General features: G+C 72.8%; 9 protein-coding genes and 2 pseudogenes. 8 read left to right on the forward strand and 3 right to left on the reverse strand.

The features are described 5' to 3' along the window. Positions 1–274 (reverse strand): annotated as a pseudogene (locus ACIQF6_RS00005) (site-specific integrase); the annotation flags it as partial. Here ACIQF6_RS00005 and ACIQF6_RS00010 point away from each other — a divergent pair. Continuing rightward, positions 203–727: pseudogene (locus ACIQF6_RS00010) on the forward strand (DALR anticodon-binding domain-containing protein); the annotation flags it as partial. The pseudogenes ACIQF6_RS00005 and ACIQF6_RS00010 overlap by 72 nt on opposite strands. A 566-nt stretch (positions 728–1293) precedes the next feature. Beyond that, entirely contained in the window at positions 1294–2052 is a 759-nt protein-coding gene (locus tag ACIQF6_RS00015; RefSeq protein WP_400888141.1) for a hypothetical protein, read from the forward strand. On the opposite strand, the gene ACIQF6_RS00020 is transcribed toward ACIQF6_RS00015, so the two are convergent. Together ACIQF6_RS00020 and ACIQF6_RS00025 are read right to left on the reverse strand one after the other, a co-directional pair. Then, positions 2046–2327 (reverse strand): RICIN domain-containing protein, encoded by a 282-nt coding sequence (locus ACIQF6_RS00020; RefSeq protein ID WP_400888143.1) that lies wholly within the window; start codon positions 2325–2327, stop codon positions 2046–2048. The two genes, ACIQF6_RS00015 and ACIQF6_RS00020, sit on opposite strands and share 7 nt — an antisense overlap. Positions 2328–3487: 1160 nt before the next feature. After that, positions 3488–4480, reverse strand: a complete 993-nt coding sequence (locus tag ACIQF6_RS00025; RefSeq protein ID WP_400888145.1) for an Lrp/AsnC family transcriptional regulator — start codon at positions 4478–4480, stop codon at positions 3488–3490. A gap of 205 nt (positions 4481–4685) precedes the next feature. On the opposite strand from ACIQF6_RS00025, the gene ACIQF6_RS00030 reads away from it, so the two are divergent. From ACIQF6_RS00030 to ACIQF6_RS00055, 6 genes are all read left to right on the forward strand, one after another. Continuing rightward, on the forward strand, positions 4686–6233 hold the full coding sequence (locus ACIQF6_RS00030; protein ID WP_400890047.1) for an MFS transporter: 1548 nt from the start codon (positions 4686–4688) through the stop codon (positions 6231–6233). A 1053-nt stretch (positions 6234–7286) separates the two neighbouring features. Continuing rightward, positions 7287–8156: a protein NO VEIN domain-containing protein gene (locus ACIQF6_RS00035; RefSeq protein ID WP_400888146.1), complete on the forward strand. Its 870-nt coding sequence runs from the start codon at positions 7287–7289 to the stop codon at positions 8154–8156. Between the two features lie 1193 nt (positions 8157–9349). Next, positions 9350–10402, forward strand: a complete 1053-nt coding sequence (locus tag ACIQF6_RS00040; RefSeq protein ID WP_400888148.1) for an alcohol dehydrogenase catalytic domain-containing protein — start codon at positions 9350–9352, stop codon at positions 10400–10402. A gap of 203 nt (positions 10403–10605) precedes the next feature. After that, complete coding sequence (locus tag ACIQF6_RS00045) at positions 10606–11571, forward strand: alpha/beta hydrolase (RefSeq protein ID WP_400888150.1); 966 nt, start codon at positions 10606–10608, stop codon at positions 11569–11571. Between the two features lie 50 nt (positions 11572–11621). Continuing rightward, positions 11622–12623: a hypothetical protein gene (locus ACIQF6_RS00050; protein ID WP_400888152.1), complete on the forward strand. Its 1002-nt coding sequence runs from the start codon at positions 11622–11624 to the stop codon at positions 12621–12623. Positions 12624–12910: 287 nt separating this feature from the next. After that, positions 12911–13579: a hypothetical protein gene (locus ACIQF6_RS00055; RefSeq protein ID WP_400888154.1), complete on the forward strand. Its 669-nt coding sequence runs from the start codon at positions 12911–12913 to the stop codon at positions 13577–13579. Positions 13580–13794: the final 215 nt, after the last annotated feature.

Genomic DNA, 13794 nt, shown 5'->3' on the forward strand with positions numbered 1-13794 from the left:
TCTGGGCTTCGGTCCGCATGCGTCGGGGTGCTGAGGCGGGCCGGGGCAGCAGTGGGGGTTTGGCGATGTTGCGGGACAGGCGGTCGCCGTTGACGACGCTGGTCAGCGTGCTGGAGAGGGTCGCCATGATGCGGTACACGGTGACCTTGCCGCGGCCGGCGTGAAGTTCGCGGGTGATGTAGGCGCGCAGGTGCTGCCGGTTGAGGTCGTCGAGGGAGATGCCGCCGAGGGCGGGGACCAGGTCCTGTTCGACGTAGTCGCGGTAGCGGGCCATGGTGGTGGGCAGTACGCCGACCTCTCGACCTCCCGCACCCGCGACTACATCTTCGACGCCGACCGCATGGTCTCCCTCAACGGCGACACCGGCACCTACCTCCAGTACGCATACGCCCGCATCCAGTCCATCCTGCGCAAGGCCCCCGACGGCGTCACCCCGACCGCCCACCAGGACCTGGCCCTGGAGCCGGCCGAACGCGCCCTCAGCCTCCTCCTCGACGAGTTCGGCGCCACCATCGACCTCGTCGCCGCGACCTTCGAACCCCACCGCCTCTGCGCCTATCTGCACAGCCTCGCAGCGGCATACACCACGTTCTACGAGCACTGCCCCGTCCTCAAGGCACCCAGCCGGGAGGTCATGGAGACCCGGCTACTGCTGTGTCAGCTGACCGGCCAGACCCTTCGCCAAGGCATGGGCCTCCTCGGGATCGGTACGCCCGAGCGGCTGTAGATCTTGACGATCCTCGGGGCGGACAGGATCACCTGTCCGCCCCGAAGGCATATCCGTGATGTGTCTCGCCGTTGCAGTTCTGCGGGGAGTCCGGAATAGACCTGTAGGGCACGACTGAAGGCTGTCTCGTGACTCCGTGGGCCGAGTGGCGTTGGTCTGGGGAGCCCGTCAGCGCTCGGGCCGGGGTCAGCGGATACGGCGCCGCCGGCCGGTGGCCCCGGCCGTGCGGGCGATGAACGCCCCGCGCCCTTCGTCCTCTTGTCGGCGGGCGGCGTCGCTGCCCATTCGCGGCCGGCGTGGTTCAGCAGCCATGCAAGGGCGGTGGCGCGGGCCAGATCGAGGAGGCTGTCGGTGAAGTGGGTGTCGGTGTACGCGGAGCCTTCGGGGTGGGCTTTTCGGGCCGTGGTCCATTCGGCGAGCGCGCGAGCGGCGCTCCTGCTCATCGACACGGTGTCAGGAGCCAGGGTGCCTGGGCGCCCGCCGGTGGCGCGCCGCCAGGTCTCCTGCTGGGCGGCAACACTTCGTCCCGCAGGCGGTGGAGTTCCTCCAGCGGGGTGTGGCAGAGCGTGTCGAAGCGCTCTTCGGTGTCCGTCTCTCCGAAACGGGCCATCTGGCACGCGTGGGCCGTGGCGGCGTACTCCCGGACGGCGAGGCGGTCGAGGCTGGAGTGGTCGGAGTGCAGGTCGATCGCGGCCTCCAGGTTTGCGCATGAGATCGAGGTCGCCCCCGGGCAGGTGCGGCGAGTTGAGGTGGGTCAGCACGCCGAGGAGGCGGCCGTCGATCTCTTCCCGCGAGGCGTGGGCGAGGTCGGGCCGTCGCCGCAGGTTCGCGCGCATCTTCCGGATGGCCATCCCGCTCTCCTTGACGTCGAGGAAGGCTTGGGCTTCCGCCCAGTCGTAGTGGATGTCCTGTTCGGAGCCGGGGGCGCCGGGGACGGCGTCCATGATCTTGGCCGCTGCGTCGCGGTGGCGCTCCCGGGCGGGGAAGTACGTCCTGATGAGCGCCAACTTCAGTGGGGCCTCCGGGATTCGGGCGCTGTCGCAGAAGAAGGCAAGCAGAACCGTGTGGTCCAAGAAGCGGCCGGGTCGATGCCGGCGCGCCAGCGTGCGGGCGAGGTCTTTCACCTCCTGCGGATAGGAGGTGTGCGTGCCGGCCCGTCCCAGAAACACTCTGTCGGGAGCGGGCAGCAGGCCCTCGCGCCGCCAGCGCTCGAGCTGGGCGTGGTGGGAGAGGTGAGGCCCGGGACGCGGTCGGAGAAGTCGTTGATGGCCTTCAGCCGGTCGGTGCCGCTCTGGACGTACGCCCGCCACGCCTGGCGTCAGTAGGCGGTGTCCGACCCGGTGTCCGGGAACTTGGGGCGCAAGGTGACCGCCGCCCCCGTGCCGGTGCCCTCCGCGGTCAGGTAGAGGTCGGTGGCGACGTGCCGGAGCCGTGCGTGGGCCACCCGGAACCGCTCGGCCACCCACAGTTGCGGTGCGGCCTTCCCGTCCGCGACGAGTGCCACCGCGCCGCCGTCCAGCGCCTTGGCGACGTGTGCCACCAGGGACGGGTCACGGTGGGGACGGAGGGCGAACGGCTCTGCGGGCCAGTCGACCAACATGGCAATCATTCCTCCGGTAAGTAAATTTGACTGAACGTCAGTCGTGATCTCCGAGTCGCCCCCGGGGCGCAGGAGGGCCGGGAGCGGAGGTCCGTCCGCCGAGGCGCAAGGCGCTCGATTCCAACTCCGAGCAGGCCGGGTGGCCTCGGCCGGTTCGGGCAGGCCAGTGGCGGCGGACTTCACGTAGAGGTCGAGGCGGCGGGCGAGCTCGGATGTGACGTGGCGTCGGTTCCGTGATCACCGGCTCGGGCAGGGCCGCGTCCGGGCGCGCCGGAGCTGCCGGGGCTGTTCGGGGCGGGGATTCGGTGATGGGCCGCCGGGGTGCCGCGCCTGCGCCTTCGGGTGAACCGTCAGCCGCGACGCCCGGCAGCGGGCTCGTCGGACATCAGCGTCACTCGTCGTCACCTTCTCCACATGGCGTGGGGTCGACGAGAGGAGCGGAACCATGCGGATCCGCTTCACCGCGCGGCGACGGCTGGGTACGGCCGCCGCCGCATCGGTCCTGGTGCTGATGCCCCTGGCCGTGGACGCGACCCAGCAGGCCGTGGCACAGCCGTAACCCGGCGCCGGACGGCAGGCGCACCGCGCGCCGGCGCCCACAGCCGTCGTCGGTCCGGTCGGCGAGGCCGGCGAGCCGTCCGTCGCGACCTGCCCCTCCGGCACCAGGGCCCTCAACGGCGGTTACGTCTCCGTCGACTTCGTCCGGACCGACACCGGCGGGCCCGACGACTACGTGACGGCCGACGCGCCCGGCCCGGGCGGCAAGGGATGGCTCGCCCTCCAGCTCAAGGGCAGGGTCCGGGCCCACGCCCTGTGCGTCCCCGAGGAGCAGGTGGCCGCGGTGGCCGGCGGCTCGGTCAGCGAGGCCGGCGAGCCGTCCGTCGCGACCTGCCCCGTGGGCACCCGGGCCGTCGGCGGTGGCTACGTCTCCGCGAAGTTCGTCCGGACCGGCAGCGGCGCGATCGACGACTCGGTGATCGCCAACGCGCCCACGGAGGGCGGCCAGGGCTGGTCGGCCGCACCGCTCAAGGGCAGGGCCCGGGCGCGTGCCGTGTGCGCGCCCGCCGGCCAGATCTGTTCCCCGGACGGTGGCGAGCCTGCCGTAGTGCGCCGGCGCTCGGTCCGGCGGGCGCCAGGCCCGTTCTGCGGGTGTGCTCGCGTCAGCCCAGCGGGGGGTGGATCAGCCGTCCGTGGTGGATCAGGGACACGGACTGCTTGAGGCGGCGGACGCGGATGCTGATCTCGTAGCCCTTGATGCCCTCGATGCGGGCCAAGCGGCTGCTGAGGTAGCGGTAGAAGTCGGGGGTGTCCCGGCAGATGACGACGGCCATGAGGTTGTGCCGGCCGCTGGTCGCCGCGACGAAGGCGCATTCGTCGTGTCGGGCGAGTTCCTCACCGATCCGGTCGAGTCCGGGCAGGTCGACCTGGAGCCAGAGGACGGCGTTGAGCTCGTAGCCGAGGCGTTCGGGCAGGATGTCGATGCCGTAGGCGAGGGAGCCGGAGGCCTCCAGGGCCTCCAGGCGGCGGGCGACTCGGGGTGTGGACCAGCCGGTGACCTCCGCCAGGCGGGTGTGGGAGGCGCGGCCGTCCTCCGTCAGGGCCTCGAAGAGCGGGAGGTCCTCGTCGGCCGGGGCGAGCGGCGGCCCGGCGGCCGCAGGGCGCTCCGCCGTCAGCCGTCGCACCTGTTCGTCGGCCAGGGCGCGCTCCCCACCGGCCCAGCCGACCGCGTCCGGGGCGCCGAACGCGTGGAGGAGGAGGTCGACGCTCATGTCGAGGACCGAGGCGGCGCGCGGGAGCTGCCGCAGGAGGACGTCGTCGCGCCCGGTGCCGATGGCCGAGCGGATGGTGCAGATGATCTCCGACCCGCCGGAGGCGATGCTGGCGTAGCCGACCTCGGGCCTGCGGGCGAGGGAGTCGGCGACCGGCCCCACGGCTTCCGGGCGGCAGCGCAGCCGCGCGATCCACTCCGCCTGCCCGTGGGCCGACGGGCTCCTCAGCCCGACGACGCGCAGGATCCCGCCGCGCCGCAGCGCGTTGTAGCGGCGGGCCACGGTCTGTTCGGACACCCCCACGACCTCGCCGAGGCGGCGGAACGAGGCCCGGGGGGCGACGTAGAGCCCGTGGATGATTTTGCGGTCCAGGTCGTCAGGCACAGAGAAATCATGACACACAGACGGACCGGAATGGAGGTTCTGGTACGTCTGCCGGGGCCGCTTGGGGATTCCTCGCGCGTGGGGCCGAAGCTTTCCTGTGTCTCCAGCAACCGGTGCCCGTGCGGCATCCCGCAGTCGAAGGAACCACCCCGTGAACTCCGCAACGGTGCAGCGCCCCGTGGCCGGACGAGGCGTCACGCTCGTCATGGCCTGCCTGGGCGTCTTCGTCGCCTACCTTCCTGTGACCACCGTGTCGGTGAGCCTGCCGGCGCTCCAGCGGGCGTTGGGCGCCTCGACCTCCCAACTGTCCTGGGTCTCGGACGCGTTCGTGCTGCCGATGGCCGCGCTGATCCTGACCACCGGGGTGTGGGGCGACGTCCACGGCCGCAAGCGGGTGTTCCAGGCGGGCATGGCGTTCTGCGCGCTGGGCGCGGCCGTCTCGCTGACCGCGGGCTCGGTGCAGTGGCTGTGGGTCGGGCAGGCGGCCTCCGGGCTGGGTGCGGCGGCCCTGCTGCCCACCACGCTGGCCCTGATCAGCCACGCCGTCCCCGACCACCGGGAGCGTGGGAGGTTCATCGGCCTGTGGGCGATGTCCATGCTGGCCTCGCTGGCCCTGGGACCGCTGATCGCCGGGCTGCTGCAGCAGCACGTCGAGGTACGTTGGATCTTCCTCCTGCCCATCCCGGTGTCACTGATCGTGCTGGTCGTCGCGGCCTTCCTGCTGCCGGACTCCCGGGCGCCGCACGGCCGGCGGCTCGACTGGCCCGGGCAGATCAGCGCGGCCGTCACGGTCACCGCCGTCGTCTACGGCGTGATCGAGGGCGGCGCCGACGGCTTCGGTACGCCCTCCGTGGTGGCGGCCCTGGCGATCGGCGCCGTGAGCGCGGTCGCGTTCGTCGTCGTGGAGCGCCGCAGCAGCAGCCCGATGCTCAACCTGGCCCTGTTCCGCAGTCCCGCCTTCGCCGCCACGTCGCTGGTCGCCATGATCAGCTTCCTGGGGCTGATCGGCTTCTTCTTCATCCTGAGCCTGTACTTCGGCCTGGTGCAGCACCTGAGCACGTGGGAGGCCGGACTGCGGATGGTCCTGGTGTCCGGGACGTCCCTGGTCGTGGGCGTCCCGGTCGGACGGCTGATGCACCGGGTGTCCGCTCGGGTCATGATCACCACCGGCCTGGTGGTGATGGCGGGCTCGCTGCTGTCGCTGATCGGCGTCGACGCGGGCACCTCGTACGGGTCGCTCGCCTGGCGCCTGGTCCTGCTCGGCCTCGGCATCGGCGCCGTCCTCACCCCGATGACGGCCTCCGCGGTCTCCTCCGTACCGCACCACCTGGCCGGCATGGCCGCCGCCGGGAACAACGCCTTCCGCCAGCTCGGCGGCGCCCTCGGCCCGGCCGTGCTCGGCGCCCTGCTGACCACCCGCGCCCTCGACGCCCTGCCCGGCCGGCTCGCCGACGCCGGCGTGCCGGCGGAGACCGGCGGCCACATCCTCGCCGTCGCCCGGGAGCAGGGCCTCGGCGCCGTGGCCGGGCTCGACCTGGGCCCTGCCACCGGGCCGGCCCTGAGCGCACTCAGCGGCTCCTTCCTCGACGGCCTCCAGCTCTGCCTGGCCGTGTCGGCCTCGCTCGCCCTGCTGGCGGCCGTCTCCTGCGCCGTCCTCCTGCGGCCGGCCGTGCCCGCCGGCGGTCCTGGCGCCGGAGCCCCGGTTCCGCAGACCGCCGACGTTCCCGTCCCTGTGCGCAGCGCGTCCGCCTAGGGTTCCCGCACCCGGCCGACGGCTGAGCCCTCGCCCACGCGGGCGACCCTGCTGCCGGGCCTCTCGCGGGGCCCGGCCGTTCGGCCTGCGGCTGCCGGGCAGCGTCGGTCATGCCGGTCCGACGCGGGTTCCCTCCGCCGAGTGGTTTGCCGGCGTTCGGTGTTGGCTCTGTTCACGTCGCAGAGCAGCGTTCCGGCAGCAGTCTGGGAGGCGCCTCTCGCGCCGGATGTTCACGAGAACGGACAGCACCTTGGTGGTGGCCGGTGGAGCGCCGTCTGTCGGCCGGTTGGGCACCAGGGCAAAAGCGCTGGCTATGGGCGCAGGCGTCATCCTCCAAGGCATCGTTGCCGAGTGTCGGCGGGTGCCTCCCGTCCTCGTGAACATCGACTCCACCGCTCGGCCGGTGCCTCCCGGAGTCATCGACATCTGCCGTCGGACCTCGTGAACAAAGCCAGGATGCCCAGCGGCAAGCGAACCTGCAGACCGCTGTCCCAGGCGCATCAGCGGTGTGCCGTGTGTGGTGGCCGGAGCGCTGTCACTCGCCGCGTCTGAGGGCGTTGCCGGGCCTTGGGACCACTTTGGGACCAGGCGTCTTGGCCGCCGACGGCCGCTGGTGGACGCATGTGGACGGAGTCGGACATTCCTGGCCGAGGCGGCACCTGAGTATCCGTCGGCCCATGTGAACCACGCCAGCACCCATTTGTCCCCAACTCCACTTTGCGAGAGGAGAGTTGGCCGCCTGTTCGGGGCCCGACGAGTAGGTGCGCCGCGTTACCGACCGATCAACCGCGGCGAGGCGCACGAGGAGGCGCTCCGGACTGGATCGCCGCGCCCTCGGCCTGGGCTCTGACCGTCGAGGTCGCGGACACCGGACTGCTGCAGGCGCAGGTCGAGCAGGCACTCACCGCGCGGCTGGGAACGCGGGCCCCGGAAGGAGGGGAGCCGCTGCCGCCGAGCGACTTCGCGCGAGGCCGGGACAAGAGCGTGATCGCGGGTAGGGTGGAGGGCCTTGTCGCCTTGGTGACGGCGTCCGGCCGGACACTCCCTGCGGCATTGGCGGCCCCCGCCCCGACGGAGGAGATCACCGCCCGGCTGGAGGCGGCCGGTGCGCTCGACTTCCGAATGCCGGGTCCTGACGACGTGGTTGCCTGGCTGGCCGCGCTCGGACAGTGGCCGGCCGACCTGCCCCGCACAGCGGACCTCAAACGCCACGGGCTGACTCCGGAGGACCTGGACGAGGCACGCAACGAGACGAACCGGGCCCGCGCGGCGCGCGAGCGCACCCGACGGCTCATCTCGGTAGGAAACCGTCAACTCGACGTACACGATGGTGACTTCACCGAGCTCGATGTCCTGCTGCGCGAAGCACTGGACGCCAAGCCTGAACTGGTTGGCGGCCACCACCACTTCGCCCACCTCACCCCGGTCGCGCCGCGTAGCAGTGCAAGCCGCGCCGGGCACCGTCCGGGCGGCAGCCGGGGCCGTGCGGACAGCGGGCTGTCCCAGGCTCAGCGAACAGCGATCGGGTATGCGGGCGAGTGGTACGCCTACCACTGGCTGTGTCGCCAGTATCCCGGCACTGACGAGAGCAGCTGGGTCTCCACCAATCGTCGCGGTGCCTTTCCCGGCTCACCCGGGGAGGATGGTCTGGGCTTCGACTTCCGGGTCGGTTCCGGCAAGCAGCCACTGATGTTCGAGGTCAAGGCCACTCAGGGGCAGGGCGGTCAGATTGAACTGGGGGAGAGCGAGGTCCGGGCGGCCCAGCAGCACGCCGGCCACGACCGATGGCGGCTGCTGGTGATCACCTCGGTCCTCAACGTTGCCCAGCTGCAAGTGCACATGCTCCCCAACCCGTTCAGTGTGCGGGGGCGCGGGTACTACCGGGAGGAGGGCGGCGCTCTGCGCTTCACCTACCACCTGTGACCGTGGAGCGCCGGTTCTCGTGGGCCCCGCGCAACTCGCCGTCGAGCACGGCCCTCATCTCCCGGGCGGCTTCGGCCCGGATGGCGAATCCTCCTCGCCGGCAGGTGGGGCGCCGTCCCTCGTCAGGGGCGAGGTCGACGCAGTACGTCCACTTCCCGTGCTTCTCGTCCGCGGCCAGTAGCAGGCACCACGGCCGTCGTGCTTGGTGGTCGCAATGTGGTCGTGAACGCTCGTTCGCGCCCGGTCCGGCCGGGGGTCGGCCGGCTGCGGAGCGTTTCGGCGCAGCCGTGTGAGCCGCTCTCTGTTCGGTCGGACGGCTGGGGCACCGGATGATGGTCGGGCGTTGCTCGGGTGGCCCCGTCCGCCGCCCGGAGCGGCCCGCGGAAAGCGGATTCGACCGCGATCGAGCGGGAAGTTCCATCGACCGAACCACCGAGCCCGACCACAGCCCCGGACCGGCGGCGGGGTGGGCTCGGCCTTCCTCCCCATGGCCGAGCATGATCAGCCCGCCCCGACAGTCGACCGTCCGATGTTCGGGCCTCCCACCGCAGTCGGAGGCCGGCCGACCCCGCGCGGTCTGCCGCGGCTGGACCCGAGCTCGCCGCGGGTGCTCGTGCGGCGGGTGCAGGTGGGGGCCGAACTCGCTGCTGCTGTCCGGGTGTTCATCGGTGATCCGGCCTCCGGAGTGTCCCGGGCAGCCGATCGGATTCCGCTGCCCCTCACGCCTGAAGCGCCGCCTCCGTACGCCCCTACCGCCCGGAACGCCGCCGAAAGCGGCCCGGCAGCCGGAACGACGAGCAGGGCGGTGCAGAACACGAGCAGCCGGTCGGCATCGGTCGTGGCGGGCAGCGCGGCGACGCTCTCGCCCCGGCCCGCCGTGCGCGGCGCGCGGTGCGTTGTCTGCGGGTGGACTGCCGGGCCGTGGTCCGCGGGGCACGGACGGGTGCGGCCGTACCGGAAGGCGGCGGGCGCGCGATCGGCGGGTCAGGTTCTCGGAATCTGCCGTGTTCGGCGGTGGCCCGGGCTGTCGGGGACGGGCGAGGGTGAAGCGGCTGCCGAAGCGCGGCGAAGGGCGAGGGCCGAGGTCGGAGCCGTCTGCCGTCGGTTCCGCAGTGGTGCTCGCCTGCGAGGCGGTTCGCGCCGACAGGGCCGGCGACCGGCGGGACCGGTCGCCCCGAAGAAGGAGTCGAAGGATGAAAGCAGCGCGGTTCTACGGCAAGGAGGACCTGCGGGTCGAGGAGGTTGCGGAGCCCGTGCCCGGCCCGGGGCAGGTGAAGCTTCGCAACGCCTTCGCCGGCATCTGCGGTTCCGATCTCCATTTCTTCTTCTACCCGGAGTCGGTGCCGTTCGCGCTGGACGAGCCGCACCCGCTGACCGGTGCGATGGTGCCGCAGATCCTCGGTCACGAGTTCTCCGGCACCGTCGTCGAGGTGGGCGAGGGGGTGACGGATGTGAAGGTTGGTGACCGCTGCGCGGTCTTCCCGCTGGCGGTGTCCTGCGGCGAGTGCACGGCCTGTCGACGGGGGCTGCCCTTCTCGTGCCGGCTGATGGCCTCGCTCGGGACGAACGCGGACGGCGGTGGCCTGTCGGAGTTCACCGTGTGCGACGCCTCGAAGGTGCATGTGCTGCCGGAGGGCGTCGACCTGCGGATGGGTGCGCTCGTGGAGCCGATGGCGGTCGGCTGGCACGCCGTCGCGCGCACCGGTGTGGAGGCGGGCGGTAGCGCGCTGGTGGCGGGGGCCGGGCCGATCGGGATCGGGGCCTGGTTCGCGTTCAAGGCCCGGGGCGTGGAGAAGGTACTGGTGTCGGAGCCGAGCGCGGAGCGCCGCGCGATCATGGCCGCGCTGGGCGCCCGGGTCGTCGATCCGGTGCACGAGGACGTGGCGGCCGCCGTCGCCGCGCTCACCGACGGCGAGGGCGTGGACGTCGCGGTCGACGCGGCGGGTGCGGGCGCGGCGGTCACCGCCGCGCTGGCGGGCCTGGTTCCCGGCGGCCGGCTGGTGACCGCCGCGCTGCACGAACACGCGATGGACTTCCAGCCCACGCAGGTCATGATCGCCGAGACCGAGATCGTGGGCGCGGTCGGCTACCGCCCCGAGGAGTTCGACGCGGTCATCGCCGCCATGGCCGACGGTGTCTACGACACCACCGGCTGGGTCCAGGAGCTGCCACTGGAGGATGTCATCGGCGCCCTCCACGCACTGCGCGGCGGTGCCGCCGGGAAGATCCTGATGAAGGTCGGCTGAGCCCGCTCCCGGGTCTCCCGAACGGTCCGGCAGCCGCACCCACCCCGGTGCGACTGCCGGACCGTGCCGTTTCCACAGGCCGGACGCGCGGATGGCTGGGGATGCCGCTCCAGACCGCTGCGTTCGGCGGTTCCGCGCGCGGAGGCTCCGAAGGAGGCTCGAGGTGTGCCGCGAACCCCCGCGGCGCGCAGGAAGGAGCACCCGTGTCCGTCAACATTCCGCGCCCCGCGTTCGACCCGGAACTGGAGGCCGTGCTGGCCGTCCTCGGCGACCTGATCCCCCCGACGATGACCGCGGAGATGATCCCGCACATGCGCCAGGCATCGCCGTCGGAGGTCACCGACGAGATGCTCCGCACCGCCGGCCTGACCCGGCGCGACGTCACCGTCCCCGGCCACCTGGGCGGCGACATCACCGTGACGGTGATCGCCCGCGAGGACCACCACGGCCTCGGACCGGGGATCTACCACACCCACGGCGGCGGCATGGTCTCCGGCGACCAGTTCTCCGGCCTGGTCCAGGTCCTCCCGTGGGTCGTCGAGCACGACGCCGTCCTGGTCACCGTCGACTACCGGCTCGCACCCGAGCACCCCGACCCCTACCCGATCGAGGACTGCTACGCAGGCCTGCTCTGGACCGCCGAGCACGCGCGCGAGCTGGGCATGGACCCGGACCGGCTGCTCATCGCCGGCCAGAGCGCCGGCGGCGGCCTCACCGCCGGCCTCGCCCTGCTGGCCCGCGACCGCCAGGGCCCGCCCCTGCTCGGCCAGGTGCTCATCTACCCGATGCTCGACGACCGGGACCGGACGGTCTCCTCGGCCCAGTTCGACGGCGCCGGCGTGTGGGACCGCGGCAGCAACGTCATGGGCTGGAACGCGCTCCTGGGCGAGCGGCGCGGAACCGACGACGTGTCGATCTACGCCGCACCCGCCCGCGCCGGCGACCTCACCGGCCTGCCGCCCGCCTTCATCGACTGCGGCTCCGCCGAGGTCTTCCGCGACGAGGACGTCGCCTACGCGACCGCGCTCTGGCACGCCGGCGTCCAGGCCGAACTCCACATCTGGCCCGGCGGATTCCACGGATTCGACCTGACCGCGCCCCACACCGCCCTCGCCCACGCCATGACCGACGCCCGCAACGCCTGGGTGGCCCGCACCCTGGCAGTCTGAGGCGGGCCTCCCGGCGGCCATAGACTGAGGAGGAGGCACGAAGGAGCGCGGTGGTGCACCAACTGGCCGGACGGCTGAACTCGATCGACCCGCAGGCGGGCGAGGCCCTGCGGATCGTGTCGTACTTCGACGTCCTCATCGCCCGGGGCGTCGGACTCGACGGCCTCCTGCGCGGCGCCGCGCTCCTGTCCGGGACGGTCGCCGGCGCCGAGATCCGCGGGCGGGTGACCCGGCGCGACCCCGACGGACACGCGCCCGCCGACGCCGCCGACGCCCGCCGGCGCTCCTCCCCGCGCTCCCACGACACCTGGACGGTGTGGCTGGAACGGGACGGGGAGCCGGGCCCCGACGACGACATGATCGCGGAGCGCCTCGCCCTGGGCGTCTACCTCCTGGAGGAACGCCGCCGCCCCGACAGCGGCATCGACGCGATCATCGACCCGAACCGCTCCGCCGCCGAGCGCGCGGTCTTCCTCGCGCGGCACCGGACCGACCCGGAGACCCGGGTGCGGGTCCTGGCGACCCCGGCGGACGCCGCCGACACCGGCGCTCCGTCCGCGATCGTCCCCACCCGGTACGGACTCCTGAAGGCCACCCTCGACCGCTCCGGCAGACTCGCCCCGCCCGAACCGGCCGGCCTCGGAACCTGGGTGCGCGCCGATCGCGCCCCCGAATCCTGGGACGCGGCGATCATCGCCCTGCGGCTCACCGCCCCCGACACGCCGACCGTCGACGCCACGGACCTCGGCGCGATGCTCCTGCTCGCCCAGGCCCACGACCCGCAGGCACCGCATGAGGACGTCCGCGCCCTCGCCGCCCTCGACCAGCGTTCCTCCGACGTGCTGCGCACCCTCGTGGAGGCCGACAGCATCCGCTCCGCGGCAGGCACCCTCGGCATGCACCACTCCACCGTCCAGGCCCGTCACGAAGCACTGACCGCCACCCTCGGCTACGACCCGCGCACCACCACCGGCCGCATGCGCTACACCGCCGCCGCACTGCTGCTGCGCCTCATCGACCCGATCACCCCCGCCCGGACGCCGAGCGCCTAGGCACTGCCGGGGAGGCCGGCCGGTGCAGGTCGAGTGGGGCCGGGCGCAGGGCGATGCCGCAGCGGCTCTGGGCGACGGTCTCCTCCGGTTCGTCGAGGTGTTCGCGCCGTGCCGCGGGGGTCGGGCGGGAGATCGTCGGCGACGTACAGGGCGTGCCGGGAGGCTGGTGACTTGCGCGGGTCGGTCCCGTCAGCCGGAGCGGAACCAGCTCACCACGGCCGGTCGCGTCGGCCACGAATACGACCCGGCAGGCCGTATCACGCTGCGCCAGGTCACGGGCTTTCGACATGGACCCCGACAACCCGGACGTCACCCGCCGGCTCGGCCCGTCGAAGAGCGTCGCCCAGGGAGACCTGACCGAGCTGAAGCAGGCTGGCATGATCGACAACATCAAGAAGCAGCGGGTCCTGCCCCCGCCGAAGCCCTGCGAAGAACAGTCGGGACGGACGAGCGCAGCAGAGGAGGGCACGCCCGCCATGCCGGACCGGATGCCGGAGGAGGTCGATCCCCGGTTCGCCGCAGTCGATGCGGCCCTCGACCGGGACGATCCCGACGTCGGCACCGAGGTGATCGCGCTGGTCCTCGCGAGCGACGACTTCGAGGCCGTCGCGGCGAGGGTCGAGCGGGCCCTGGGAGCCGCGCGGTTCGAGGTCCGGCAGTTGGCCTGCGTGGCCGCCGGGGACCTCGCCAGGATCTCGGGCCGGCTGACTCCCGGAATTTTCGCGGCGCTGCGGGCCGAGGGGCTGGGCGGGGTGGCGGACACGGCGATCAGGGATGCGCTGACGTTCATCCCGTTCCGCCGGCTGCCGCGGTGGTGGCGATGGACCTCGGCCCGCTTGTCGGTGCGGGACTGGCTCGAGGGCCAGTGGCTGCGCGCCGTCGACGCCGTCGAAACCGCCCGCGACGCCGCCCGCCGGGCCAGGTCCGGACGCTCCAGGCGGTCGGACCGCCGGTGACCCGGCAGGCCGGGCCTGAAGCGGCCGATCGGCGATGGCGTCCACGCGGACGGCGGTGGCCGGAGGGCGAGTTCGCCGTGAGGGCCTCGGTGCCGCGTTCGAGGAGAGGGCCGGCCGGAGTCGGGCACGTCCGGTCGAGGTGACGCCGGGGCGTCCGACAGGTCGCACGGGCCGGGTGGGCTGTGCCGGTTGGCCGTTGGAGTCCGTCCGTCGCC

It is taken from the genome of Kitasatospora sp. NPDC092948 (genome assembly GCF_044754805.1).
Taxonomy (GTDB): Bacteria; Actinomycetota; Actinomycetes; order Streptomycetales; family Streptomycetaceae; genus Kitasatospora.